Raw genomic sequence first — 23,002 nt, 5'->3', positions numbered from 1 at the left:
GCTTGGCACGGCACGTGCAATGCCACCTTTCGGGGGTATGGCAAGGCATCTTCAGTAGAAAAGTTGAGTGATGCTCATCTTATGTCGACGCCTCGCCGCCTGCAAGCGACGGCGCCGGACGGACTCAGCCCGCAGGCGCTGCCTCGGGGGCGTCGCCGCCCTCCTCCAGCCGGCGCACCGCGGCGCTCACCTCGGCGCGGAACTGGCGCAGCGCCGCCACGTCGGCCTCGGGCGGCTGCAGCGCCGGCCACAGCACGCGCACCAGCTCGGCCGCGGTGCGCTCGATGTCGACCGCCTGCTGCACGCCGACGCTCTCCCACAGGATGTGCTCCATCGGCCCGAACACGATCGAGCGCAGCAGCCGCAGCGGCACGTCGCTGCGCACCTCGCCGCTCGCCTGGCCGCGCGCGAGCAGCTCCATCAGCGGCCGGGTGTAGCGGCGTTGCAGGCGCACGAAGGCGTCGCCGAACGCCTGCCCCTTCGCCCGCCCCTCCGACAGCACCAGTGCGCACAGCCCGGTGCCCTGGATCACGAACAGCCGCAGGTGGGTGCAGACGATGAATTCGAGCTGCGCCTTCACGCTCTGCCCGCGCGGCAGCCCCTCCTCCATCGCCGCGATGATCTCGTCGTACCAGTCGCTGATCACCCGCATGCACAGTTCGCGCTTGCTGCTGAAGTAGGTGAACACCGTGGCTTCCGACACCCCGAGGCGCTGCGCGATCTCGGTGGTGGTGGCGTTCTCGTAGCCGCGCTCGGCGAACACCTCGCGGCTGACGCGCAGGATGTCGCGCACGCGCTGTTCGGACTTGGCGCGCGCCGGCACGCGGCGGCGGCTGGGGGCTTGTTCCATGAGCGTCGGGGCGACCGGCGGGCCGCAGGGGCTTGGGTGGGGGGACGGACGGTGTGCGCGCGGCGGCGTCCGCCGGCATCTTCCCACCGCCGCCGAAGCCTTGTCGATGCGCGCCACGCCGCAGCGCGGCCCGGGTCTTTGCCGGCAGCGTGGCCGTGGCGGCGGCCCCGCCCTGCGCCTGGGCGAAGGCCGTGCCGGAAGGATGCGGGACCCGATCCCGTCGCAGGGACCGCCAGCCCGCCTGTGCGCTGGCGTCGCGCCAGCGCGTGCCGGGGCCGCCGGGGCGAGCCGCGCTCAGCCCCAGCGCCCTTCGACCCAGACCCAGCCGCGCGGGCGGGAATCCCAGTAGCCGGGCACCCAGTGCGCCCGCGCCCGCGGCGGCACCGCCCAGTGGCCGGGCAGCCATGCCCAGCCGTTGCGCCATGCCCAGCGCCCCTGCACCCACACGTGCGCCGGCGACGGTGCGGCGACGATGACCTCCTCGCGCGGCGGCGGCGGCGCGTGCATCACGTAGCGCTCCTCCTCGACCACCACCGGCCCCGGACGCACCACGGCGACCGCGGGCGCCGGCCGGACCACCGCCGTGCAGCCGGCGAGCACGCAGCCCACCGCCAGGATCGGAACCACCCAACGCTGCTTCGACATCGTGCACCTCCTGATCGATCGTCGACTTCGGACCCCAGCGTCGCGCACGAATCTGAAGGTGAGCTTAAGAACCGGCCCCGACGACCGTGCCGCTGCGACGCCGGCGGCGTTGTGGCCGGCGTCCGCCTGCGCGATGCTCGCATCCCCCCGTACCCCGCCCCGGAGCCCGCCCGATGCAGATCAGCGCCCGCAACCAGTTCGCCGGCACGGTGAGCGCCGTGCACCGCGGCGCCGTCAACGCGGAAGTGACGATCGCCGTCAACGCCGCCGACACCGTCGTCGCCACCATCACCAACGGCGCCGTCGATGCGCTGGGGCTCGCGGTCGGCCATGCGGCGGTCGCGGTGTTCAAGGCGAGTTCGGTGCTGCTCGGCACCGGCGCGCCGGCGCGGCTCAGCGCCCGCAACGTCTTCGCCGGCCGCGTGGTGTCGGTGGTCGAAGGCCCGGTGAGCGCCGAGGTGACGCTCGCGACCCCCGCCGGGCTGCAGGTCACCGCCACCGTCACCGAGGTCTCCGCGCGCACGCTCGGCCTCGTCCCCGGCGCCGAGGCGTACGCGCTGGTCAAGGCGAGCAGCGTCCTGGTCGGCATCGACTGACGCCGCGCGCGGCGGCGCCGCTCAGCCCGGCGCGGCCGTCGCGGCGGCGGCGGCGGGCGTGTCGCGCCAGTCGACGCGCCCGAGCATCGCCTCGGCCTCGTTCAGGCGCCGCTGCAGCTCGTCGAGCAGCGGTTCGAGCGTTCCCCCCGGCGCGGACCGACCGTGCGCGCCCGCCGCCACCAGCGCTTCGAGCGCGCGGCGGTTGAAGGCGAGGCCGATCGGCGAGCCCTTCTCGACGTTGAGCGCGATCGAATCACCGAGCGCCGCAGCGGCCTGCTCGGCCTGGCCGGTGCGGGTGAGCAGCTCGGCCAGCGCCTCGGTGGTGCGGGCGAGCCCGGTGACGTCGCCGAGCGTGTTCTGCAGTTCCGCCGCCGTGAGCAGCGCCTGGCGGGCGGCCTCGATCTGGCCCTGGCGCAGTTGCAGGCGGCCGCTGGTTTCGAGCACCCGCGCCAGCCCGCGGCGCTGGCCCAGGTGGCGGTAGGCGTGCTCGGCCGCCGCCGCGTGGCCGAGCGCCACCGCGCAGGCCTGGCGCTCCTGCGCCGGTGCGACCGGCGCGTGCAGCGCCAGCCGCGCCAGCAGGTGCTCGGTCTGCCCCAGCCGCTCGATCGCGAGCGGGTCCTGCGGCGTCGCCTGCAACTGGCGGTTGAGCCACTCGCGCGACTGCGACAGCAGGCCGATCGCGGCCGCGGGGTCGCCGAGGTGCACCGCGATCGCCGCCTGCTCGTTGCACAGCTGCACCGCCGCCAGCGCATCGCCGCTGGTGAGCACGCGCCGGCAGGCATCGGCGAGCGCAGCGAATGCCCGCTCCAGCATCGGCACGTCGCCGAGCTCGCAGGCGACCTCGGCACTGACGCTGGCGAGCTCGCCCAGCACCGCGGGCGGGGCGTCGTTCGGCAGCAGCGACCACGCGGCGCCGAGCGACTGGCGCGCCGCGGGGAGCGTGAACGAGGGGTCGAGCACCGCGCCCTGCCACTGCGCCCGCCCCAGTTCGACCATCAGCCGCGCCTGCAGCAGCGCGCGGTGCCGCGACACCGGCAGCGACTCCAGCAGGCGCAGCGCCTGCGCGGCGAGCGGCGGGACGCGCCGCGTGTCGCCCTGCGCCGTGGCGTCGCGGATCGCCGCCAGATACTGCTCGGCCGCGGCCTCGCTGCGCCCGGCCGCCTGCAGGTGCTGCGCCGCGAGCGCCGCGGCGGCATCGGCGGGAGGCGGCGCCTCACCGGGCACCGCGGCGGCGGGCACCCCGCCGGCGGCCGCGGCGGGCGGCGCGGGCGGCGGTGCGACCGGGGCCGCCGGCGGCTGGAACAGCCCGGCGTAATCGGCCACCGGCGCGGCCGGCGCCGGCGGTGGCGCCGCAGACGGGGCCGCGGCGACGCCGGGCGGCGGCTCGCGCAGCGCCGCGACGCCCGGCGCCCGGCTCAGGCGCCGACCCAGGCGCTCGTGCCAGTGCTCGCGCAGCGACGGCAGCATGCCGCGGCGCAGTTCCTCGACCGCGGCGGCGGACAGGCGGAACAGGCCCTCGCCGCGGTCGTCCAGCGGCACGCCGGCATCGGCCGCCTCCTGCAGTGCTTCGAGCACCGCGCCGAGCGGCACGTCGAGCAGGCCGGCGACCAGCTCGGCCTCGAAGCTCGCGCCGATCAGCGCGGCGGCGCGCAGCACCCGCAGCGTCGCCGGCGGCAGGCCGCGCCAGTCGAACGCCGCCTCGCCGGCGGCGAGCGCCGGCGGCGCCTCGACGAGGGCCCCGGGGTCGCCGCCGAGGGCGTCGACGAGGCCGCCGACCGTCTCGCCCGCCACCCCGCGCAGCGTCAGCAGCAGCGGCAGGCGCAGCCAGCCGGAGCGGCGCAGGATGTGCTCGAGCGCGGCCAGCGAGGCCGCATCGGCGGCGTCGACCGCTTCGAGGGCCAGCACCCAGGTGCCGCCGGCATCGGCCAGGCGGTTGCAGGCGTCGACGAAGCGCGCGTCGAGCGCCGGCCGCGGCAGCTCGCCCAGCAGCCGCTGCTGCAGGCCGCCGGCGGCCGCGGCGGGCGCCTCCGCCGGCAGCTCGCCGCCGAGCGCCTGCACCACCTTGCGCAGCGCGACGCTGAGCACGCCGCCCGTCGCCCACGGCGAGGTGCAGTCGACCCGCAGCACCCTGATGCCGTCGATCTCGTCGGGCAGGCCATCGGCGCCGAGCAGCAGCGTGTGGCGTCCAGCGCGGACCCGGTGCCAGACCGATTCCCATTGCTCCGCATTCATGAACTGGTCCTCATAGCCTCGGGCGGGACCCGCCGCGCGCCGGCCAGCGGCGGCGGGAGAAACGCTGCGCACGGCCCGGGGCATCCGGCGCCGCGCGCCACTGCCTTCACCATAGCCCGCGGCGCGGCACCGGCACGCCGCGGGCGCCACCCGGTTCCGACGCCTTCCTCGGGGGGAGAAGGGAGGGCTGAGGGTACGCCCCGCCGGCATCGCGCGACCGTGCGGTGGATCAAGGAAGCCTCTTGGCAGGCGCCAGCCACCGGTTTGACACCCCTCGCCCTGTGGAAGAGGGGGGACTGCAGTCGCCGGCTCACTCGCCCTCGCCGGCCGCCAGCCGCGCTTCCAGCGCGCGGCCGTAGCGCGACAGCGCGTACGCCAGCACGAAGTAGAGCGTGCCGGTGAACAGGTAGGCTTCGGCGGAGAAGCCGAGCCAGCGCGGGTCGGCGAGGGCGGCGCGGGCACTGGTCATCAGGTCGAACAGGCCGATGACGACGACCAGCGAGGTGTCCTTGAAGGTGCCGATGGCGATGCCGACCAGCGCCGGCAGCGCCACGCGCAGCGCCTGCGGCAGCACCACGTAGCGCTGCCGCTGCCACCAGCGCAGGCCGAGCGCGCTGGCAGCCTCGTCCTGGCCCTCGGGCACCGCCTGCAGGCCGCCGCGCACCGCCTCGGCCATGTAGGCGGCGACGAACAGCACGATGGCGAGCTGCGCGCGCACGAGCTTGTCGATCACCACCCCGCCCGGCAGCAGCAGCGGCAGCATCACCGAGGCCATGAACAGCACGCTGACCAGCGGCACGCCGCGCACCAGCTCGACGTAGCCGGCGCACAGCGCGCGCAGCACCGGCAGCCGCGAGCGCCGCCCCAGCGCCAGCAGCAGCGCGAGCGGAAAGGCGCCGGCGAGGCCGAGCACGGTCAGCAGCAGCGTCAGCGGCAGGCCGCCCCACTGCGTGGCCGGCACCGCGGGCAGGCCGGCCACGCCGCCGGCGAGCAGCCCGCCGCAGGCGGCGGCGGTAAGCGCCCAGCCCGCCGCCGGCAACCGGAAGCGCGCCGCGCTGTAGCCGGCCATCGCCAGGAACAGCCCGACCGCGAGCGCCGCCCGCCACTGCTCGGCCGGCGGGTAGAGCCCGAACAGGATGAAGCGCGCCTTCTCGCCGATGAAGGCCCAGCACGCCCCGCCGGCCGCGCGGCAGCCCGCGGCATCGCCACTCCACTGCGCCTGCCACAGCGCCCAGCGCAGCAGCGGCGGCAGCGCGGCGGCGAGCAGCGCGGCGAGCGCGAGCGTCACCAGCGCATCCCACGGCCCCGCGAACAGGTGCGTGCGCGCCCAGCCGGCGGCGGCGCGCAGCCGTTTCGCCACGGCGTTCAGCGCGTCGCGCCGCGCAGCGCGACGCGGCGGTTGTAGAGGTTCATCAGCGCCGCCACCGCCAGGCTCACGCTCAGGTAGGCGGCCATGATGATGGCGATGCCCTCCACCGCCTGCCCGGTCTGGTTGATCGCGGTGTTGCTGATCGACACCACGTCGGGGTAGCCGATCGCCACCGCCAGCGAGCTGTTCTTGACCAGGCTCAGGTACTGGCTCGCGAGCGGCGGCACGATCGCGCGCAGCGCCTGCGGCAGCACGATCAGGCGCAGCACCTGTGCGCGGCTGAGGCCGAGCGCGAGCCCCGCCTCGACCTGCCCGCGCGGCACCGCGAGGATGCCGGCGCGCACGATCTCGGCGATGTAGCTGCCGGCATACAGCGTGAGCCCGAGCAGCAACGCGGCGAACTCGGGGCTGAGCGTGGTGCCGCCGACGTAGTTGAAGCCCTGCAGCGCCGGCACGCTCCAGGCGCGCGTGCCGGCGGTGGCGAGCCACGCGGCGAGCGGCGGTGCCAGCAGCAGCGCCGCGAGCGCGCCGCCGCCGCGCCGCACCCGCCCGTACGCCGCACGCAGCGCGAGCGCCGCGGCGAGCCCCAGCGCCGCCGCCGCGAGCAGCGTGCCCCAGCCCTCGCCCGCCGGCGCCGGCAGCATCAGCCCGCGCCGGCTCAGGAACACGCCGGGCAGCGGCGACCACGCCTGGCGCGGCAGCGGCAGCAGCTCGGTGAGCAGCCCGTACCAGAAGAAGAGCTGCAGCAGCAGCGGCACGTTGCGCACCGCCTCGACGTAGCCGCGGGCGAGCCGCGCGGCGAGCCAGTTGCGGCCGAGCTGGGCGATGCCGGCCAGCGTGCCGAGCACGGTCGCGAACAGCAGCGCCGGCAGCGCCACCTTGAGCGTGTTGAGCACGCCGACGGTGAGCGCGCGGGCGTAGCTGTCGGCGGGCGAATAGGCGATCGGGTGCTCGCTGATCGCGAACGCGGCCTCCTTGCCGAGAAAGCCGAAGCCGCTGGCGATGCCCTGCTGCGCGAGCTTGGCGCCGGCGTTGCCCGCGAGCCAGGCGAGCACGCCCGCCACCGCGGCGAGCAGCAGCGCCTGCGCGGCGAGTGCGCGCAGGCAGCGGCGGTCGCAGCGCAGGCGCAGGCGTGGCACGGCGGTTCAGCGCACCGGGATGGCGTAGAGCAGGCCGCCGGCGGTCCACAGCGCGTTGAGGTCGCGCGCGAGTTCCAGCGGCTCGCGGATGTTGCGCTGGTAGACCTCGCCGTAGTTGCCGACCTGCTTGACGATGTCGTAGGCCCATTTGTCGCTGAGCCCCAGCGCCGCGCCGAGCCCGTGCGTGGTGCCGAGGAAGCGCGCCACCGCCGGGTTGCCGCTGCTGGCCTGGGCGTCGACGTTGGCCGAGTTGATGCCGAGCTCCTCGGCCTCGATCAGCGCCGTCACCGACCAGCGCACCACGTCGCCCCACTCGTTGTCGCCGTGGCGCCAGGCCGGCGCGAGCGGCTCCTTGGAGATGGTCTCGGGCAGGATCACGTAGTCGTCGGGCTTGCCGCTCATGGTCTTGCGGATCGACGCGAGCCCCGAGCGATCGGTGGTGTAGACGTCGCAGCGCCCGGCGAAGAAGGCCTTGTTGAGCTCGTCGAAGCTGTCGATCACCACCGGCTTGAAGCTCATGTTCTTGGCGCGGAACCAGTCGGCGAGGGTCTGCTCGGTGCTGGTGCCGGTCTGCACGCACACCGTGGCGCCGTTGAGCTCGGTGGCGCTCTTCACCCCCATCGCCTTCGGCACCATGAAGCCCTGGCCGTCGTAGAACACCACCGGGCCGAAGTCGAGCTTGAGCCCGGCGTCGCGCGACAGCGTCCAGGTGGTGTTGCGCGACAGCAGGTCGACCTCGCCCGACTGCACCGCGGCGAAGCGCTGCTGCGCGTTCAGCGGCACGAACTCGACCTTGTTCGCATCGCCGAACACCGCCGCGGCGACCGCGCGGCAGACGTCGACGTCGAGCCCGGTCCACTTGCCCTGGCTGTCGGGCGCCGAGAAGCCCGGCACGCTGACGTTGACGCCGCAGCGCAGCGTGCCGCGCTTCTTCACGGTGTCGAAGGTCTCGCCGGCCAGCGCCGCCCCGGCCTGGCCCAGCGCATAGGCCGCGAGCAGCGCGGCGACGGACGTGCGGATGGTGTGGTGCATGCGAACTCCCCCCGGATGCGACGCCGCACCGGCGCGGCCCGCCCGGGGAATGTAGCAAGCGCCACGGCGAAACGCGGCCGCGCGTACCGCGGGCCGGCAACGGCGTGAACGCGGGGCGTCGTGCTTCGCCGTCCGTCGCCGCGGCGCCGCCCGCCCTACGCTTGCAGGGAAGGCGGCATGCACGAGAGGTGGTCGATGGACCAGCAGCAGGGGTCCGGTGGCGGGGTGATCGGCCTGTGGGTGGGGTGGATGCGTTTCTACCGCGCCTTCTGGGCCCTGGCCGGTGCGTACTGGTCGGCGCCGGCGAGGTGGCAGGTATGGGGGCTGCTGGCGGCACTGGTGCTGCTCACGGTGGGACAGGTGAGCATCCCGCTGCTGCTCAACGTGTGGAACAAGTACCTGTTCGATGCGCTGGAGGTGCACGCGATCCAGCGCTTCCTGTGGCTGGTGGGGGCGCTCGGGCTGATCACGCTCTACAACATGGCGGTGGTGAGCCTGCACCTGACGGTGAAGCGCCGGCTGCAGGTGGGCTGGCGCAGCTGGCTGACCGAGCGGCTGCTCGGCGAGTGGATGAGCCCGGGCCACCACGACCGCGTGCGCGACCTGCAGAGCGAGCAGGACAACCCCGACGGGCGCATTGCCGAGGACGTGCGCATCGCCACCGAGTACGCGATCGACCTCGCGCATTCGGCCTTCTACTGCCTGCTGCTGCTGGCGAGCTTCATCCAGGTGCTGTGGGTGCTGTCCGGCCCTGCCGACCTCGCCTTCGACGGCTTCGCGCTCCACCTGCCGGGGCATCTGGTGTGGATCGCGCTCGCCTACGCCGGCGTCGGCACGCTGGTGGGGCTGTGGCTGGGGCAGCCGCTGATACGCGCCGCCGAATGGCGGCAGTCGCAGGAGGCGAACTTCCGCTTCGGCCTGGTGCACGCGCGCGAGACCTCGCTCGAAATCGCCATCGCCCGCACCGAGCCCGAGGAGCGCGGCCGCCTGCGCGGGCTGTACCGCCACGCGGTGGCGGCCTGGGACCGCCAGACCACGGCCCTGCGCAACCTGTTCCTGTTCTCGGCGAGCTGGTCGGTGCTGTCGCAGGGCTTTCCCTTCCTGGCGGCGGCGCCGCGCTACCTTGCCCGCGACATCACGCTGGGCGGCATGATGCAGGCCGCGCAGGCGCTGCAGCAGACGATCGCCGCGCTCGCCTGGCCGATCGACAACGTGCCCCGGCTCGCCGAATGGCGCGCCTCGGTCGAGCGCGTGCTGTCGCTGCACGCGGCGCTGACGCGCCTGCCGGCGCCGAAGGCGGCGATCGCGGTGGCGCCGGGGAGCACGCCGCAGCTCGCGTTTCGCGATGTGACCGTGGCCGAACCCGGCGGCGCGGTGCTGCTCGACCGCTTCAGCACCGAGATCGGCCCCGGCGAGCGCGTGCTGCTGGTCGGCGATCCGACGACCGCCGAAACCCTGGTCAAGGTCGTCAGCGGGGTCTGGCCGTGGGGCTGCGGCCGTGTGGAACTGCCCGAGGGGGCGTCGATCTTCCTGATGCCGCAACGCCCCTACCTGCCGCGCGGCTCGCTGCGCGAGGCGATCGCCTGCCCGCCGGTCGCGCCCCCGGCCGATGAGTTCGCGCTGCACGAGGCGATGCATCAGGTGGGCCTGGCACACCTGATCCCGCGCCTCGACGAGCGGCGCGCCTGGGAGCACACGCTGACGCCGGCCGAGCGCCAGCGCGTCGGCTTCGCCCGGCTGCTGCTGCAGCGGCCGCACTGGATCTTCATCCACCACGCGCTGGACGCGCTCGACCCCGCCGGCAAGGCGCAGATGCTCGCGCTGCTCGCCCGGCGCTTCCCCGACGCGACGGTGGTGACGATCGGCGACGACGGCCTGCTCACCGACTTCTACGGCCGCCGCCTGGTCCTGCCGCCGGGCCTGACGCGCCCCGCGAACGGCGCCGCCCCGCCACCGGCGCCGAACGGCCAGCGCCCGAACGGCGCGCGCTGAGCCCAAAGTGCCCATCTTCCACAGGGGCTGAGGCTTCACCGCCCATGAACCCTCCCCCTCTGGGGGAGGGATTGCAGGGCCGCGCTCAGCCGCCGCGGGCGTGGCGGATCAGGTCGGCGTACCAGCGCGCCGAGGCCTTGGGGGTGCGCTGCTGGGTGGCGAAGTCGACGTAGACGATGCCGAAGCGGTTGGCGTAGCCGGCGCCCCATTCGAAGTTGTCGAGCAGCGACCAGACGAAGTAGCCGCGCACGTCGGCGCCGGCGGCGAGGGCTTCGTGCAGCGCGCCGGTGTAGGCGCTGAGGTAGGCGATGCGGTGGTGGTCGTCGATGCTGCCGTCGGGGCCGGGGCCGTCCTGCCCGCCGGCGCCGTTCTCGGTGACGTAGATCGGCAGGCGGAAGCGGCGCGTCAGTTCGAGCAGTTCGTCGCGGAAGGCCTCGGGGTAGATCGGCCAGCCGATTTCGGAGCGTGGTGCATCGGCCGGGGCTTCGCCCCAGGTGAAGTTCCAGGTGCCCTGCGGGTCGGGCTTGACGAAGATCGGGCCGTAGTGATTGAGGCCGAACCAGTCGATCGGCCGGCAGATGCGCGCGAGGTCGCCGGCGCGCAGGTAGGGCTCGATCGCCGCGGCGATGCGCGGCGGGTAGTGGCCGAGCAGTTGCGGCTCGGGGAAGGCGCGGTTCCAGTGCTCGTCGAGCAGCGCCGCGGCCTCGTGGTGCTCGGGCAGGTCCTGCTCGGGCCACACCGCCTGGCGGTTGTGGATGGCGCCGATCGACGCCCCCGGCACCAGGTCGCGCAGCACGTCGACGCCGGCGCCGTGGGCGAGGTTGACGTGGTGGATCGCGGCGAGGTGGTCGGCACGGTCGGCACGCCCCGGCGCGCCCCACTCGATGGCGTAGCCGAACAGCGTGAACACCGCGAACTCGTTGAAGGTCGCCCAGCGCTTGACGCGATCGCCGAGGCGCTGCGCCATCAGCACCGCGTAGTCGGCGAACCAGCCGGCGCTGTCGCGCCGGGTCCAGCCGCCGCGGTCCTGCAGCGCCTGCGGCAGGTCCCAGTGGTACAGGCACGCCCACGGCTCGATGCCGGCGGCGAGCACGGCGTCGACCAGGCGGTCGTAGAAGTCGAGCCCCTTGGGGTTGGGGGAGCCGCGCCCGCGCGGCAGCACGCGCGGCCAGGCGATCGAGAAGCGGTACGCGGCCACGCCGAGTTCGCGCATCAGCGCGATGTCCTCGGGGTAGCGGTGGTAGTGGTCGCAGGCGACGTCGCCGGTGTCGCCGTTGGCGATCGCGCCCTGCTGGCGGCAGCGGATGTCCCAGATGCTCGGGGCGCGGCCGTCCTCGCTGGCAGCGCCTTCGATCTGGTAGCTCGACGTGGAAACGCCCCAGACGAAATCCCGGGGCCAGGCGGGGGTGTCAGCGGTGGGCATGGTGCTCTCCTGCGGGCGACGACGCGCCCTACCCCCTTATAGACCGCGCCCCCCGCCCGCGCCCGGCGGCGCGCGCACTCAGCGCGCGTCGGGCTGGCGGTCGGGTGCGGCGGCGGCGAAGGCGTCGAGCGCCTCGCAGGCGGCGACGATGCGGGTCACGCTCGGGAAGGCATCGAGCGGGCAGTCGAAGCGCCGCGCGTTGAACACCTGCGGCACCAGGCAGACGTCGGCGAGCGTGGGCCGGTCGCCGTGGCAGTAGCGGCCGCTGGCGGGGTGGCCGGCGAGCAGCGCTTCGAGCGCCGCGAGGCCCTCGGTGACCCAGTGACGGTACCAGTCGAGCTTCTGCGCCTCGCTGGCGCCGAGCTCGGCGACCAAGTACTTGAGCACGCGCAGGTTGTTGATCGGGTGGATGTCGCAGGCGACGACCTGGGCCAGCGCCCGCACCCGCGCGCGGCCGGCGGGGTCGCGCGGCAGCAGCGGCGGCTCGGGGTGGGTCTCGTCGAGGTACTCGCAGATCGCCAGCGACTGCGTGAGCACGCTGCCGTCGTCGAGCACCAGCGCCGGCACCAGGCCCTGCGGGTTGAGCGCGCGGTAGGACGCGGCCGCCTCCTCGCCCCTGACCAGGTTCACCGGCACGTGCTGGTAGGCGAGCCCCTTCAGGTTTAGCGCGATGCGCACGCGGTAGGCGGCCGAGGAGCGGAAGTAGTCGTGGAGTTGCATGGCCGTGGGCACCTCGGTGGTGGGGAGGCGGACGCGCCGCCGCGAAACGGACGGGAGAGCGGTCGTGGCGATCGAAATAACCCTCACCCCAACCCCTCTCCCACCGGGAGAGGGGCTCCAGCGGGGTCAGGGGCCGTCGTGGCGCTGCACGGTCTGCTCGATCGCGCCGAAGATCGAGCGGCCGTCGGCGTCGTGCATCTCGATGCGCACGCGGTCGCCGAAGCGCAGGAACGGGGTCTGCGGCGCGCCGGTCTCGATGGTCTCGTACATGCGCACCTCGGCCAGGCAACAGTAGCCGACCCCGCCGTGGGCGACGCTCGAACCGTGCAGGTCGCCCTGCTTGTTCGACACCGTGCCCGAGCCGACGATGCTGCCGGCTTCGAGCTCGCGCGTCTTCGCGACGTGGGCGACGAGCTGGCCGAAGTCGAAGGTCATGTCGACGCCGGCATCGGGGCGACCGAACGGCTCGCCGTTGAGGTGGACTTCGAGCGGCCGGTGCACCCTGGCGCCCTCCCACGCCGCGCCGAGCTCGTCGGGGGTGACGGCGACCGGCGAGAACGCGCTCGCCGGCTTCGACTGGAAGAAGCCGAAGCCCTTGGCCAGCTCCGCCGGGATCAGATGGCGCAGGCTGACGTCGTTGACCAGCATCACCAGGCGGATGCGCTCGCGGCACTGCGCCGGCGTGGCGCCCATCGGCACGTCGTCGGTGACCACCGCGAGCTCGGCCTCGAAGTCGATGCCCCAGTCCTCGCTCGCCGCGAGCACCGGGTCGCGCGGGCCGACGAAGCTGTCGGAGCCGCCCTGGTACATCAGCGGGTCGGTCCAGAAGCTCGGCGGCATCTCCGCGTTGCGCGCCTTGCGCACCAGCTCGACGTGGTTGACATAGGCCGAGCCGTCGGCCCACTGGTAGGCGCGCGGCAGCGGCGAGGCGCAGGCGGCCGGGTCGAAGGCGAAGGCGTCGGCGCGGGTGCCGGCGTTGAGCGCGGCGTACACGGCTTCGAGCCGCGGCGCGAGCGTCGCCCAGTCGTCGAGCGCGCGCTGCAGCGTCGGCGCGATCTCGGGCACGGCGGCGGCGCGGGCGAGGTCGCGCGACACCACCACCAGGCGGCCGTCGCGGCCACCGGCTTTCAGGGATGCGAGTTTCATCGGCGGCCTCCGCGTTAGCGCGCGCGCTTCCAGGAATTGACGTAATCGGGGTTCTCGACGCCTTCGGGCTGCGGCGCCAGGTCCACCGGCATGCGGGTGTCGATCATCACCGCGACCTCGTCGGTGTAGCGCCGCTCGCCGCCGGTGTTGGCCTCGGCGAGGGCGAACGCCTTCGGGTGCGGGCCGTGGGCGAAGCCGCTCGGGTGCAGCGTCAGCATGCCCGGGCCGATGTTGTCGCGGCTGAAGAAGTTGCCGCGGTGGTAGAAGATCGTCTCGTCGAACTCGTCGTTGTTGTGGAAGAACGGCACCTTCAGCGCGCCGGGGTCGGACTCCAGCGGGCGCGGGGCGAAGGTGCAGATCACCACGGCCTTCGACAGGAAGGTCGCGTGCGCGGTCGGCGGCAGGTGGTAGCGGTCGCTCAGCATCTCGCGGATGTCGCGCCAGTTGAGCTTCACCGGCACGCAGTCGCCGTGCCAGCCCACCGCGTCGAGCGGGTTGAACGGGAAGGTCACGGTGGTGAAGCGGCCGCGGCGCTTGATGCGCACGCGCGTTTCGGTCTCGCTGTACTGGGCCTTGAAGGCGTCGTCGATCTTCGGCGTCTCCAGCACCGCGAGGTCGAACAGCGCGTGGCGCCCGGCGATGCCGCGGTCGGGGAGCTGGTAGTAGTCCTCGGTGGCCTCGACCAGCAGGATCTCGACCGGCTCGGCGGCCTCGATCCGCCACGCGGTGCCGCGCGGCATGATGATGTAGTCGCCGTCGCGGAAGCTCATGTGGCCGTAGTCGCAGTAGAGCTCGCCGCGGCCGTTGTGCACGAACAGCAGGTCGTCGCCGTCGCCGTTGCGCACCAGGTGCGGCATGTTGCCGGCCGGCGCGCGCCACATGCGTACCTGCACCTGCGCGTTCGACATCACCGGGTGCGCCGTCCACGGGCACAGTTCGGTGGCGGGCAGGCGGTTGAGGTCCAGGCAGTGCGGCTGCAGCGGGCCGTCCCAGGCGCTCCAGTCGGTCGGCCGGTGCGCGTGCAGGATGTGGCTCGCGGCACCGAAGAAGCCCTCGCGGCCATGCTCGCGCTCGTAGAGCCCGGCGGGGATGTCGCAGTGCGCCTGCTTGTTGTAGAGCCCCTCGCACTTGGGGAAGGTGATCGGCTGTTTCATGGTCAGGCTCCGTCGCGGGCGATGGCGAGCGCCTGGCGCAGCACGCCGAGGTCGCCGATGTGGTTGGCGAGCAGCAGGATCAGCCGGGCGTTGAGCCGCTGGCTGTGCTCGTCGTCGAGGTCGCGGTGCGCCTCGATCAGGGCTTCGTAGAAGTCGTCGCCCGGGGTGTAGGCGCGCAGGTAGCGCTGCCCGGGCTCGCCGAAGTTCGGTTGCAGGTTCAGGGACATGGGGTCTTCCTCCGGTCAGGCCTGGGCGGTGGCGCGGGCGAGCGCGCGGCCGACCGCGGCGACGTCGAGCGCGCGCCAGCGGGCGCACACGTGCTGGTCGGGGCGCACCAGGTAGAACGTGCCGTCGGTGGCGTCGTAGCGCTGCGCCGCGAGCCCGTCGGCGTCGACCAGCACGCGCGCGCCGTCGACGCTGCCGGGGCGCGCCGCCACCACCACCACCTCGACCGGCAGCGGGCCGGCGGCGAGCGCGGCGAAGGCGGCGCGCGTCGGCGCCGCGATGCGCGCCGGGTCGGCGGCGAAGTACAGCCCGGTGAAGCCGCCGCCGGTATGCTCGAGCAGCCAGCCCGGGGCATCGCCGGCGCGCACCGGGGCGTCGTCGAGCGGCGCGCCGGGGAGCATCCAGCCGGCGAAGGCGTCGCCGTCGGGGGTGTTGAGCGGCGAGTCGACGAGCACGCTCGGCACCGACAGCCGGCCGCTGTTGACCAGCGCGCGGGCGAAGGCGTGCTCGCGGGCGAGTTCCAGCACGGCGTTGCGGAACTGCTTGCTGGCACCGCTCTTCGGCGTGATGAAGTCGGTCGAGCGCGTCGAGTTGAGGAGGTTCTCGTCGGCCGCGTACACGCGCTCGTCGGAGTAGCTGTCGAGCAGCCGGGCGGGGGCGCGACCGTCGATCACCAGCGCGAGCTTCCACGCCAGGTTGTCGGCATCCTGGATGCCCGAGTTGGCGCCGCGCGCGCCGAACGGGCTGACCTGGTGCGCGGCGTCGCCGACGAACAGTACGCGGCCGTGGTTGAAGCGCCCCATGCGCCGGCACTGGAAGGTGTAGACGCTGACCCACTCCAGCTCGAACGGGCGCTCGTCGCCGAGCATCGCGCGGATGCGCGGGATCACGTTCTCCGGCTTCTTCTCCTCCTCCGGGTCGGCGTTCCAGCCGAGCTGGAAGTCGAGGCGCCAGACGTCGTCGGCCTCGCGGTGCAGCAGCGCCGACTGGTTGGGGTGGAACGGCGGGTCGAACCAGAACCAGCGCTCGGGTGGGAACGCCGCCTGCATCACCACGTCGGCGATGAGGAAGCGGTCCATGAAGATCTTGCCGTCGATGTCGAGCCCGAGCATGCGGCGGATCGGGCTGCGCGCGCCGTCGGCGACCACCAGCCAGTCGGCCGCGAGCGCGTAGATGCCGTCGGGGGTCTCGACCTTCAGCAGCGCGCCGTCGTCCTGCGGCGTCACCGACACCACGCGGTTCTTCCAGCGCTGCTCGATCGCCGGCAGCGCCGCGGCGCGGCGGTTGAGGAACTCCTCGAGGTAGTACTGCTGCAGGTTGATCATGCCCGGGCGCTTGTGCCCGGCCTGCGGCAGCAGGTCGAAGTTGTACACCTCCTCCTCGCGGAAGAAGGTGCGCCCGACGTTCCACGACACCCCCTTGTCGACCACGGCGTCGCCGCAGCCGAGGCGGTCGAGCACTTCGAGCGTGCGCTTGGCGTAGCAGACGCCGCGCGAACCGATGCTGACGGTGTCGTCGTCGTCGAGCAGCAGCACCGGCACGCCGTGCCGGGCGAGGTCGATGGCCGTCGCCAGGCCGACCGGGCCGGCGCCGACGACGACCACCGGCACGCGCCGCACGGTGCCGGCGGCCAGCTCGGGCGGCGGCGTGTAGGCGAACTTCGGATACTGGTAGGTGCTCAGCATGGAGCGGTTCCTCCTCGGACCTGGGGGTGGCGGGGTGGGGCGCGCCGCGCGGGCGCAGCCGTCCCCGCGCGACCGGGCGGGCCGGTCGCGTTCGATACGGGTGTCGAAGAAGTGGGCGGGCGGGGCTCAGCCTTCGAGGGCGGCCCACATCTGCGTGTCGCGCTCGGCGGTCCAGACGCGCGGGTCGCGGATGCCCGAGGCCTCGTCGTAGGCACGGGTGACGTCGAACGGCATGCAGTGATCGAAGATCACCCAGTTGCCGAAGCGCGGCTGCATCGCCGCGTAGGTGGCCTTGTAGGTCTCGTTCAGCGACTTGCCCGCCGCCACCGCCGCCTGCGCCGAGCCGAACAGCGCGTCGATGAAGGCCTTGGTGCCGTCGAGCGCGGCGTTGACCTCGGCGGCGTTCTGCAGCGCCTCGCCACGCCCCGGCACCAGCTTCTCGGCGCCGAGCGCACGCAGGTTCTCGAGCGTCTGCGGCCAGTCGCCGAGATAGGCGTCGCCGGTGTAGAGCGCCGAGGCGTACTCGACCAGGTCGCCGGCGAACAGCACCTTCTCGCGCGGCAGCCAGACCACGGTGTCGCCCTTGGTGTGGCCGCGGCCGAGATGCATGATCCGCACCTCGGTTTTGCCCAGCCACAGCGTCATGCGGTTCTCGAACACCAGGTTCGGCCAGGTCAGCCCCGGCACCGACTCGAACGAGCGGAACAGGCGCGGGAAGCGGCCGTACTCGGACATCATGTCGGCCTCGCCGCGCTCGCGGATCAGCTCGTAGGTGCCCTGGCTGGCGATGATGGTCTCGGCACCGTAGGCCGCGGCACCGAGCACGCGCACCGCGTGGTAGTGGGTGAGCACGATGTGCCTGATCGGCTTGTCGGTGACGCTGCGGATGCAGTCGATCAGCCCCTGCGCCATCACCGGCGTGGCGAGGGTGTCGATGACCATCACGCTGTCGTCGCCGATGATCACCCCGGCGTTCGGGTCGCCCTCGGCGGTGTAGGCGTAGGCGTTGTCGGCGAGCTTGACGAAGCTCACCTTCTTTTCTTCGAGATCTCCCTGGGAGGCAAAGGCTTTCTGGCTCATGTGTATCCTCTCGCTGGCAGGCCGCCCGAGCGGCTCAGATTTTCCTTTGGTTCACGACGAAACCAAATTATCTTGTTACGGAAGGTCACCTTAGGTGTGACGAAAATTAGTTTACCACGAAACTAATGTCAAGCGATCCCAACCCCGTCGAAACCCCCGCGGGCGAGTCTCCGTTCGAACTCGACCACTTCCTCCCCTACCGCTTCAACGTGCTGGCGGAGTGCATGAGCCGTTCGCTCGCGCGCATCTACCAGGAGCAGTTCGGCATCTCGGTGCCGGAGTGGCGGGTGCTCGCCACGCTCGGGCGCGAGTCGCCGCTGTCGGCCGGCGAGGTCGGCAGCCGCGCGCACATGGAGAAGGCGCGCGTCAGCCGCACGCTCGCGCGCATGCTCGACGCCGGGCTGATCAACCGTCAGGTCGACGCGCGCGACAACCGCGTCGCGGTGCTCGCACTCACCCGCCGCGGCCAGGACATGTTCCGCCGCATCGCCCCGCTCGCGCGTGCCTGGGAGGCCGAGATGCTGCAGGTGCTCGACGCCGGTGAGGTCGAGCGCCTGCACGAGCTGCTCGACCGCCTGCTCGCGCGCCTGCGCGGGATGCGCGCCGGCAGCGACGACGCCGACTGAAACCCCGCCGGTGGCGCGCAAGACGCGCCTCCCCGCGGCAGAATGCGCGCGCACAGGCCACACTGGAGGCCAGCGCATCCGCGCATCACGCCCGGGGAGACACTCCAATGCACATCGACAGGCAGCAGATCGGCAAGCGCATGAGTCAGATCGTCGTCCACGGCGATACCGTCTACCTCGCCGGCCAGGTTTCCACCGATCGCAGCAGCGACGTGCGCAACCAGACCGAGGAGGTGCTTTCCAAGATCGACGAACTGCTGGCCGAGGCCGGCAGCGGCAAGACCCGCATCCTCTCGGCGCAGATCTGGCTGCGCGACATCGACCGCGACTTCACGGCGATGAACGACATCTGGGAAAAGTGGATGCCCGCGGGCTGTGCGCCGGCGCGCGCGACCACCGAGGCGAAGATGGCCGCCCCGGACATCCTGGTGGAAGTGATGGTGATCGCCGCGCGCTGAACGCGCGGCGCGTGGCCCGCCGCACGGCGGGCCGCGGCCGCATGCCTCAGCCGCGGTAGTAGCGCTGCGGCACGAACGGCGTGCGGCACACCGTCACCGCCACCGCCTTGCCGCGCACGCTGGCGACGAGCGCGGTGCCGGGCTCGGCGCAGGCGGTTTCGACGTAGCCCAGCATCACCGGCCGCCCGGCGCTGGGGCCGAAGCCGCCGCTGGTGACGCGCCCGACCGGGCGACCGTCGGCGGTGCTCAGCTCGGCGCCCTCGCGCACCGGCTGCTTGCCCTCGCCGACCAGGCCGACGCGCTTGCGCGCCACCCCCTCGGCGAGCTGGCGCAGGATGACGTCGGCGCCCGGGAAGCCGCCGGCGCGCGCGCCGCCGCTGCGGCGGACCTTCTGCATCGCCCACAGCAGCGCCGCCTCGACCGGGGTCGTGGTGGTGTCGATGTCGTGGCCGTACAGGCACAGCCCCGCCTCCAGGCGCAGCGAGTCGCGCGCGCCGAGGCCGATCGGGGCGACCTCGGGCGCTGCCAGCAGCGCGCGGGCGAGCGCCTCGGCCTGCGCCGCCGGCACCGAGATCTCGAAGCCGTCCTCGCCGGTGTAGCCCGAGCGCGTCACCAGGCAGGGGATGCCGGCGACGTCGACGCGGCGCGCGGTCATGAACACCATGCCGACGACCGCCGGGGCGAGGCGTTCGAGCACCGCGCCCGCCGCCGGCCCCTGCAGCGCGAGCAGCGCGCGGTCGGCGAGCTCGTCGACGTCGCAGCGCGCGCCGAGCTGCGTGCGCAGGTGCGCGAGATCCTGCGCCTTGCAGGCGGCGTTGACCACCAGGAACAGCCCGTCGGGCTCGCGCACCACCATCAGGTCGTCGAGGATGCCGCCGCGTTCGTCGGTGAACAGCGCATAGCGCTGCTGGCCGAGCGGCAGGTCGACGATGTCCACCGGCACCAGGGTTTCGAGTGCGGCGGCGGCCTCGGCGCCGGCGAGCCGCACCTGGCCCATGTGCGAGACGTCGAACAGCCCGGCCTGCGCGCGGCAGTGCAGGTGCTCCTTGAGGATGCCGGCGGGGTACTGCACCGGCATCGCATAGCCGGCGAAGGGCACCATGCGGGCGCCGAGTTCGAGGTGCAGCGCGTACAGCGGGGTGCGCGCGAGGTTGTCGGTGTCGGTCATGGCGGGCTCCGGGTGGGGACGGCGGTGCTCAGGCGAGGTCGTCGAGCGTCAGGTCGACCATCATCTCGTTGGCGAGCGCCTCCAGCGCGCCGCGCAGGTCGGCGAGGCCGAGCGTGGCCGGCACCGCGAGCCGCGCGTGCGCCTCGAACAGCGTCTCGCCGGACATCGACGCGCTGGCGACGCGGGTGTGCAGCTCGTCGATGCTGACGCCGAGGCGCGCCAGCGCGGCGGCGATCTCGCGCACGATGCCCGGGCGGTCCTGCCCGACCAGGTCGAGCGTGAGCGCACGCGCCGCGGCGGCGCCCGCCGCCTGGCTCCGGGCGATCTGCACGCGCAGGCCGTCGGCCTCCAGCGCCTGCAGCGCCGTGGCCAGCGCGTCGACCTGCGCGGCCGGCAGCACCACGCGCAGGATGCCGGCGAACTGGCCGGCGAGTTCGGCCATGCGGCTCTCGGTCCAGTTGCCGCCGTGCGCGGCGACGGTGCGCGCGAGGCTTTCCACCAGCCCGGGGCGGTCCGGGCCGATCACGGTGAGTACGAGCGAAGTCTGCATCGGGGCGTCTCCTGTGCCGGCTCAGGCGTAGTCGCCGAGCGGCACGCACGAACAGAACAGGTTGCGGTCGCCGTAGACGTTGTCGACGCGCCCGACCGGCGGCCAGTACTTGCCGGCGCGCAGGCCGGGCACCGGATAGGCCGCCTGGCTGCGCGGGTAGGCGTGCGGCCAGGCGTCGGCGCTGACCACCGCGGCGGTGTGCGGCGCGTGCTTCAGCGGGTTGTCCTCGGCGTCGAGCACGCCGCTCTCGACCGCGCGGATCTCCTCGCGGATCGCGATCATCGCCTCGATGAAGCGGTCGAGCTCGGCCTTCGACTCGCTCTCGGTGGGCTCGATCATCAGCGTGCCGGCCACCGGGAAGGACATCGTCGGCGCATGGAAACCGTAGTCGATCAGGCGCTTGGCGACGTCCTCGACGGAGATGCCGGTGATCTCCTTGAGCGGGCGCAGGTCGAGGATGCACTCGTGCGCGACGAAACCCTCGGCGCCGCTGTAGAGCACCGGGTAGTGCGGCGCGAGCCGCGCGGCGATGTAGTTGGCGGCGAGGAGGGCGTTGGCCGAGGCAAGCCGCAGGCCCTCGCCCCCCATCAGCGTGACGTAGGTCCAGGTGATCGGCAGGATCGACGCCGAACCGTAGGGTGCGGCACTCACCGGGCCGATCGCATGCGGCCCGCGCCCGGGCAGGAACTCGGCGAGGTGCGCGGCGACGCCGATCGGCCCGACCCCCGGCCCGCCGCCGCCGTGCGGGATGCAGAAGGTCTTGTGCAGGTTCAGGTGCGAGACGTCGCCGCCGTAGGCGCCGGGCGCACACAGCCCGACCTGGGCGTTGAGGTTGGCGCCGTCGATGTACACCTGCCCGCCGTGGGCGTGGACGATCTCGCAGATCTCGCGCACGCGGGTCTCGAACACGCCGTGGGTCGACGGGTAGGTGATCATGATCGCGGCGAGGCGCTCGGCGTGCTGCACGGCCTTGCTGCGCAGGTCGTCGACGTCGACGTTGCCCTGGCGGTCGCAGGCCACGACGACGACCTTCATGCCCACCATCTGCGCCGACGCCGGGTTGGTGCCGTGCGCCGAGCTCGGGATCAGGCAGACGTCGCGGTGCGCCTCGCCGCGGCTGGCGTGGTAGGCGCGGATCACCAGCAGGCCGGCGTACTCGCCCTGCGAGCCGGCGTTGGGCTGCAGCCACACCGCGGCGTAGCCGGTCACCGCGCACAGCATGGCTTCGAGCTCGTCGGTGAGCGCGCGGTAGCCGGCGGCCTGCTCGGCCGGCACGAAGGGGTGCAGCTGGCCGAACGCCGGCCACGTCACCGGGATCATCTCGGTGGTGGCATTGAGCTTCATCGTGCACGAACCGAGCGGGATCATCGCGCGATCGAGCGCGATGTCCTTGTCCGCGAGACGCCGCAGGTAGCGCAGCATCTCGGTCTCGGAGTGGTAGCGGTTGAAGGTCGGGTGGGTCAGGTAGGCGCTGCCGCGGCGCAGGCCGGCGGGGATCGCGTCGGCCACCACGGCCTCCAGCGCGTCGAAGTCCGGCAGCGCCGCGCCCGCCGCGGCGAAGGCCCCCCACAGCGCCAGCACGTCGGCGCGGGTCACGGTCTCGTCGAAGGACACGCCGAGGTGCCCGGCGTCGATCTCACGCAGGTTGTAGCCGCGCGCGCGCGCGGCGTCGTGGATCGCCGCGGTGTGCACGCCGCTGGCGACGGTGAGGGTGTCGAAGAACGCCTCCGGCGCCGGCGCGTAGCCGAGCGCGCGCAGCCCGGCGGCGAACACCCCGGTGAGGCGGTGCACGCGCGCGGCGATGGTCGCGAGCCCGGCCGGGCCGTGGTAGGCGGCGTAGAGGCTCGCGATCACCGCCAGCAGCACCTGCGCGGTGCAGATGTTGCTGGTCGCCTTCTCGCGGCGGATGTGCTGCTCGCGCGTCTGCAGCGCCAGGCGGAAGGCGGGCGCGCCCTGGGCGTCGACCGACACTCCGACCAGGCGCCCCGGCATCACCCGCTTGTGCGCGTCGCGGGTGGCGAGGTAGCCGGCGTGCGGGCCGCCGAAGCCCACCGGCACGCCGAAGCGCTGGCTGCTGCCGACGGCGACGTCGGCGCCCCACTCGCCCGGCGGGGCCAGCAGGGTCAGCGCCAGCAGGTCGGCAGCCACCACCACCAGGCCGCCCTGCGCCTGCACCGCGGCGGTGACCTCGCGGTAGTCGTGCACCGCGCCGTCGGCGCCGGGGTACTGCAGCAGCGCGCCGAAGCACGCGCGCCCCGGCAGCTCGCGGCGCGCATCGCCCACCACCACCTCGATGCCGAGCGGCTCGGCGCGGGTGCGCACCACCGCGAGCGTCTGCGGCAGCACGTCGGCGGCGACGAAGAACACCGGCGACTTGTTGCGGGCGACGCGCGCGCACAGCGCCATCGCCTCGGCGGCGGCGGTGGCCTCGTCGAGCATCGAGGCGTTGGCGATGTCGAGCCCGGTCAGCTCGGCGACCATGGTCTGGAAGTTCAGGATCGCCTCCAGCCGGCCCTGCGAGATCTCCGGCTGGTAGGGCGTGTAGGCGGTGTACCAGGCCGGGTTCTCGAGCACGTTGCGGAGGATCACCGGGGGCGTGTGGGTGCCGTAGTAGCCGAGCCCGATCAGCGACTTGAGCACGCGGTTGCGCTCGGCCAGCGCACCCAGGCGGGCCAGCGCCGCGGCCTCGGTGGTGCCCGCGGGCAGCGCCAGCGGGGCGCCGCTGCGGATGTCGGCCGGCACCACCCGCGCAATCAGCGCGTCGAGCGAGTCGAGCCCGAGCTCGGCCAGCATCGCGGCCTGCTCGGCCGCCGTCGGGCCGATGTGGCGGCCGACGAAATCGGTGGTCTGCTCCAGCTCGCCGAGCGAGCGCCGTGCATGCGACATGGGACTCTCCTCACAGGGGCGGCCGC

The 23,002-nt window shown here is 73.4% G+C and carries 20 protein-coding genes; 4 read left to right on the top strand and 16 right to left on the bottom strand.

Annotated elements, in window-relative coordinates; all coding sequences use genetic code 11:
• Window positions 1–124: 124 nt before the first annotated feature.
• Window positions 125–850 carry a TetR/AcrR family transcriptional regulator gene (locus EV699_RS16585; protein ID WP_132544838.1) on the bottom strand — a complete coding sequence of 242 codons (726 nt, stop codon included), beginning with the start codon at window positions 848–850 and terminating at the stop codon, window positions 125–127.
• Between the two features lie 294 nt (window positions 851–1,144).
• Window positions 1,145–1,495 carry a YXWGXW repeat-containing protein gene (locus EV699_RS16580; protein WP_132544836.1) on the bottom strand — a complete coding sequence of 117 codons (351 nt, stop codon included), beginning with the start codon at window positions 1,493–1,495 and terminating at the stop codon, window positions 1,145–1,147.
• 173 nt (window positions 1,496–1,668) lie between these two features.
• Between EV699_RS16580 and EV699_RS16575 the strand changes: the two genes are divergently transcribed.
• Entirely contained in the window at window positions 1,669–2,091 is a 423-nt protein-coding gene (locus EV699_RS16575) for a TOBE domain-containing protein (RefSeq protein WP_132544834.1), read from the top strand.
• A gap of 21 nt (window positions 2,092–2,112) precedes the next feature.
• On the opposite strand, the gene EV699_RS16570 is transcribed toward EV699_RS16575, so the two are convergent.
• The 4 genes from EV699_RS16570 to EV699_RS16555 form a co-directional block, all read right to left on the bottom strand.
• The gene (locus tag EV699_RS16570; protein WP_132544832.1) at window positions 2,113–4,323 is read right to left on the bottom strand and encodes a hypothetical protein; all 2,211 of its coding nucleotides are present in this window, start codon (window positions 4,321–4,323) and stop codon (window positions 2,113–2,115) included.
• Between the two features lie 310 nt (window positions 4,324–4,633).
• Window positions 4,634–5,683 carry an amino acid ABC transporter permease gene (locus tag EV699_RS16565; protein WP_243662711.1) on the bottom strand — a complete coding sequence of 350 codons (1,050 nt, stop codon included), beginning with the start codon at window positions 5,681–5,683 and terminating at the stop codon, window positions 4,634–4,636.
• Window positions 5,684–5,688: 5 nt separating this feature from the next.
• A complete protein-coding gene (locus tag EV699_RS16560) occupies window positions 5,689–6,831 on the bottom strand; it encodes an amino acid ABC transporter permease (RefSeq protein WP_243662710.1) in 1,143 nt (380 codons plus the stop codon).
• A gap of 6 nt (window positions 6,832–6,837) precedes the next feature.
• Entirely contained in the window at window positions 6,838–7,863 is a 1,026-nt protein-coding gene (locus EV699_RS16555) for an amino acid ABC transporter substrate-binding protein (RefSeq protein WP_132544830.1), read from the bottom strand.
• Window positions 7,864–8,058: 195 nt separating this feature from the next.
• On the opposite strand from EV699_RS16555, the gene EV699_RS16550 reads away from it, so the two are divergent.
• Window positions 8,059–9,855, top strand: coding sequence for an ABC transporter ATP-binding protein/permease (locus EV699_RS16550; protein WP_165904181.1), 1,797 nt, complete (start codon window positions 8,059–8,061; stop codon window positions 9,853–9,855).
• An 85-nt stretch (window positions 9,856–9,940) separates the two neighbouring features.
• On the opposite strand, the gene EV699_RS16545 is transcribed toward EV699_RS16550, so the two are convergent.
• From EV699_RS16545 to EV699_RS16515, 7 genes are all read right to left on the bottom strand, one after another.
• Window positions 9,941–11,278, bottom strand: coding sequence for a GH1 family beta-glucosidase (locus tag EV699_RS16545; protein WP_132544826.1), 1,338 nt, complete (start codon window positions 11,276–11,278; stop codon window positions 9,941–9,943).
• Window positions 11,279–11,356: 78 nt separating this feature from the next.
• Window positions 11,357–11,998 (bottom strand): maleylacetoacetate isomerase, encoded by a 642-nt coding sequence (gene maiA, locus EV699_RS16540; RefSeq protein WP_132544824.1) that lies wholly within the window; start codon window positions 11,996–11,998, stop codon window positions 11,357–11,359.
• Window positions 11,999–12,124: 126 nt separating this feature from the next.
• Window positions 12,125–13,144, bottom strand: coding sequence for a fumarylacetoacetate hydrolase family protein (locus tag EV699_RS16535; protein WP_132544822.1), 1,020 nt, complete (start codon window positions 13,142–13,144; stop codon window positions 12,125–12,127).
• A gap of 14 nt (window positions 13,145–13,158) precedes the next feature.
• Complete coding sequence (locus EV699_RS16530; RefSeq protein WP_132544820.1) at window positions 13,159–14,298, bottom strand: homogentisate 1,2-dioxygenase; 1,140 nt, start codon at window positions 14,296–14,298, stop codon at window positions 13,159–13,161.
• Window positions 14,299–14,300: 2 nt separating this feature from the next.
• Window positions 14,301–14,525: a DUF2783 domain-containing protein gene (locus tag EV699_RS16525; RefSeq protein WP_132544818.1), complete on the bottom strand. Its 225-nt coding sequence runs from the start codon at window positions 14,523–14,525 to the stop codon at window positions 14,301–14,303.
• A 15-nt stretch (window positions 14,526–14,540) separates the two neighbouring features.
• Window positions 14,541–16,208, bottom strand: a complete 1,668-nt coding sequence (locus tag EV699_RS16520; RefSeq protein WP_132544816.1) for an FAD-dependent oxidoreductase — start codon at window positions 16,206–16,208, stop codon at window positions 14,541–14,543.
• A 126-nt stretch (window positions 16,209–16,334) separates the two neighbouring features.
• The gene (locus tag EV699_RS16515; protein ID WP_132544814.1) at window positions 16,335–17,288 is read right to left on the bottom strand and encodes an MBL fold metallo-hydrolase; all 954 of its coding nucleotides are present in this window, start codon (window positions 17,286–17,288) and stop codon (window positions 16,335–16,337) included.
• Window positions 17,289–17,413: 125 nt separating this feature from the next.
• Here EV699_RS16515 and EV699_RS16510 point away from each other — a divergent pair, with 125 nt between their 5' ends.
• Together EV699_RS16510 and EV699_RS16505 are read left to right on the top strand one after the other, a co-directional pair.
• Complete coding sequence (locus EV699_RS16510; protein ID WP_132544812.1) at window positions 17,414–17,914, top strand: MarR family winged helix-turn-helix transcriptional regulator; 501 nt, start codon at window positions 17,414–17,416, stop codon at window positions 17,912–17,914.
• Between the two features lie 107 nt (window positions 17,915–18,021).
• Complete coding sequence (locus EV699_RS16505; RefSeq protein ID WP_132544810.1) at window positions 18,022–18,372, top strand: RidA family protein; 351 nt, start codon at window positions 18,022–18,024, stop codon at window positions 18,370–18,372.
• Between the two features lie 46 nt (window positions 18,373–18,418).
• Here the strand turns inward: EV699_RS16505 and gcvT are convergent, their stop codons facing one another.
• The 3 genes from gcvT to gcvP are packed head-to-tail and all read right to left on the bottom strand — an operon-like array spanning window position 18,419 to window position 22,976.
• On the bottom strand, window positions 18,419–19,540 hold the full coding sequence (gcvT, locus tag EV699_RS16500; RefSeq protein WP_132544808.1) for a glycine cleavage system aminomethyltransferase GcvT: 1,122 nt from the start codon (window positions 19,538–19,540) through the stop codon (window positions 18,419–18,421).
• Window positions 19,541–19,568: 28 nt separating this feature from the next.
• Entirely contained in the window at window positions 19,569–20,090 is a 522-nt protein-coding gene (locus EV699_RS16495; RefSeq protein WP_132544806.1) for a glycine cleavage system transcriptional repressor, read from the bottom strand.
• A 21-nt stretch (window positions 20,091–20,111) separates the two neighbouring features.
• Window positions 20,112–22,976 (bottom strand): aminomethyl-transferring glycine dehydrogenase, encoded by a 2,865-nt coding sequence (gene gcvP, locus EV699_RS16490; RefSeq protein WP_132544804.1) that lies wholly within the window; start codon window positions 22,974–22,976, stop codon window positions 20,112–20,114.
• Between the last annotated feature and the right edge of the window lie 26 nt (window positions 22,977–23,002).

The sequence above is a fragment of the Plasticicumulans lactativorans genome, assembly GCF_004341245.1.
Taxonomy (GTDB): domain Bacteria; phylum Pseudomonadota; class Gammaproteobacteria; order Competibacterales; family Competibacteraceae; genus Plasticicumulans_A; species Plasticicumulans_A lactativorans.
Note: the sequence above shows the minus strand (reverse complement) of the source record. Positions and strands in the feature narration are given on the sequence as shown.

Coding starts and splice junctions, on each gene's coding strand:
- EV699_RS16585 (WP_132544838.1), bottom strand. CDS start 850: ATGGAACAAGCCCCCAGCCGCCGCCGCGTGCCGGCGCGCGCCAAGTCC.
- EV699_RS16580 (WP_132544836.1), bottom strand. CDS start 1,495: ATGTCGAAGCAGCGTTGGGTGGTTCCGATCCTGGCGGTGGGCTGCGTG.
- EV699_RS16575 (WP_132544834.1), top strand. CDS start 1,669: ATGCAGATCAGCGCCCGCAACCAGTTCGCCGGCACGGTGAGCGCCGTG.
- EV699_RS16570 (WP_132544832.1), bottom strand. CDS start 4,323: ATGAATGCGGAGCAATGGGAATCGGTCTGGCACCGGGTCCGCGCTGGA.
- EV699_RS16555 (WP_132544830.1), bottom strand. CDS start 7,863: ATGCACCACACCATCCGCACGTCCGTCGCCGCGCTGCTCGCGGCCTAT.
- EV699_RS16550 (WP_165904181.1), top strand. CDS start 8,059: ATGGACCAGCAGCAGGGGTCCGGTGGCGGGGTGATCGGCCTGTGGGTG.
- EV699_RS16545 (WP_132544826.1), bottom strand. CDS start 11,278: ATGCCCACCGCTGACACCCCCGCCTGGCCCCGGGATTTCGTCTGGGGC.
- maiA (WP_132544824.1), bottom strand. CDS start 11,998: ATGCAACTCCACGACTACTTCCGCTCCTCGGCCGCCTACCGCGTGCGC.
- EV699_RS16535 (WP_132544822.1), bottom strand. CDS start 13,144: ATGAAACTCGCATCCCTGAAAGCCGGTGGCCGCGACGGCCGCCTGGTG.
- EV699_RS16530 (WP_132544820.1), bottom strand. CDS start 14,298: ATGAAACAGCCGATCACCTTCCCCAAGTGCGAGGGGCTCTACAACAAG.
- EV699_RS16525 (WP_132544818.1), bottom strand. CDS start 14,525: ATGTCCCTGAACCTGCAACCGAACTTCGGCGAGCCCGGGCAGCGCTAC.
- EV699_RS16520 (WP_132544816.1), bottom strand. CDS start 16,208: ATGCTGAGCACCTACCAGTATCCGAAGTTCGCCTACACGCCGCCGCCC.
- EV699_RS16515 (WP_132544814.1), bottom strand. CDS start 17,288: ATGAGCCAGAAAGCCTTTGCCTCCCAGGGAGATCTCGAAGAAAAGAAG.
- EV699_RS16510 (WP_132544812.1), top strand. CDS start 17,414: ATGTCAAGCGATCCCAACCCCGTCGAAACCCCCGCGGGCGAGTCTCCG.
- EV699_RS16505 (WP_132544810.1), top strand. CDS start 18,022: ATGCACATCGACAGGCAGCAGATCGGCAAGCGCATGAGTCAGATCGTC.
- gcvT (WP_132544808.1), bottom strand. CDS start 19,540: ATGACCGACACCGACAACCTCGCGCGCACCCCGCTGTACGCGCTGCAC.
- EV699_RS16495 (WP_132544806.1), bottom strand. CDS start 20,090: ATGCAGACTTCGCTCGTACTCACCGTGATCGGCCCGGACCGCCCCGGG.
- gcvP (WP_132544804.1), bottom strand. CDS start 22,976: ATGTCGCATGCACGGCGCTCGCTCGGCGAGCTGGAGCAGACCACCGAT.